This window comes from Chryseobacterium sp. LAM-KRS1, from assembly GCF_013184525.1.
Classification (GTDB): Bacteria; Bacteroidota; Bacteroidia; order Flavobacteriales; family Weeksellaceae; genus Chryseobacterium; species Chryseobacterium proteolyticum.
Map to the genome: position 1 here is coordinate 1 of NZ_JAAOIZ010000027.1, position 500 is coordinate 500.

At 36.2% G+C, this 500-nt stretch carries 1 protein-coding gene; it reads right to left on the reverse strand.

All coding sequences use genetic code 11. From position 1 onward, the window contains the following. Positions 1-500, reverse strand: a 500-nt coding sequence (locus G9C87_RS20735) for a condensation domain-containing protein (RefSeq protein ID WP_228457073.1), incomplete at both ends; no start/stop codon positions are given.

The window sequence follows — 500 nt, forward strand, 5'->3', positions numbered from 1 at the left end:
ACCATATTCTCTATGCCTTCCAGCTCAGCAGGTCTTCCCGATACCACTGATCCGAAAACAATTTCCTCAGAAGAATTATACTTACTCAAAAGGTAAGACCAAACTGCCTGTACATAGGTATTAAGGGTAACACCGAGGTCTTGACAAAACTGATAAATCTCCGTAAAACCCTTACCATCAATCCTTACCGATTCAGAAATAAAATGAGGTTTCTCTTCCTGTTCTTGTTTTTCAAATGGAAATAATGTTGCAGAATTAATCCCTGTAAGATAATCTTTCCAGTAAGACATTGCTCCTTCCTGCCCTATCCCTCCCAACCATTTGATATAGGAAGAATATTTTTGTGGTTCAGGTAAGTTTAACTCTACATCCTGCTGAAGAGAATTTAAAATTATAGAAAAATCATTGATCAGAATACTTAAACACCATCCATCCATAATGATATGATGATGACTCCAGATAAATTCATATTCTCCATCTTTCAGCTCTATAACCATCAA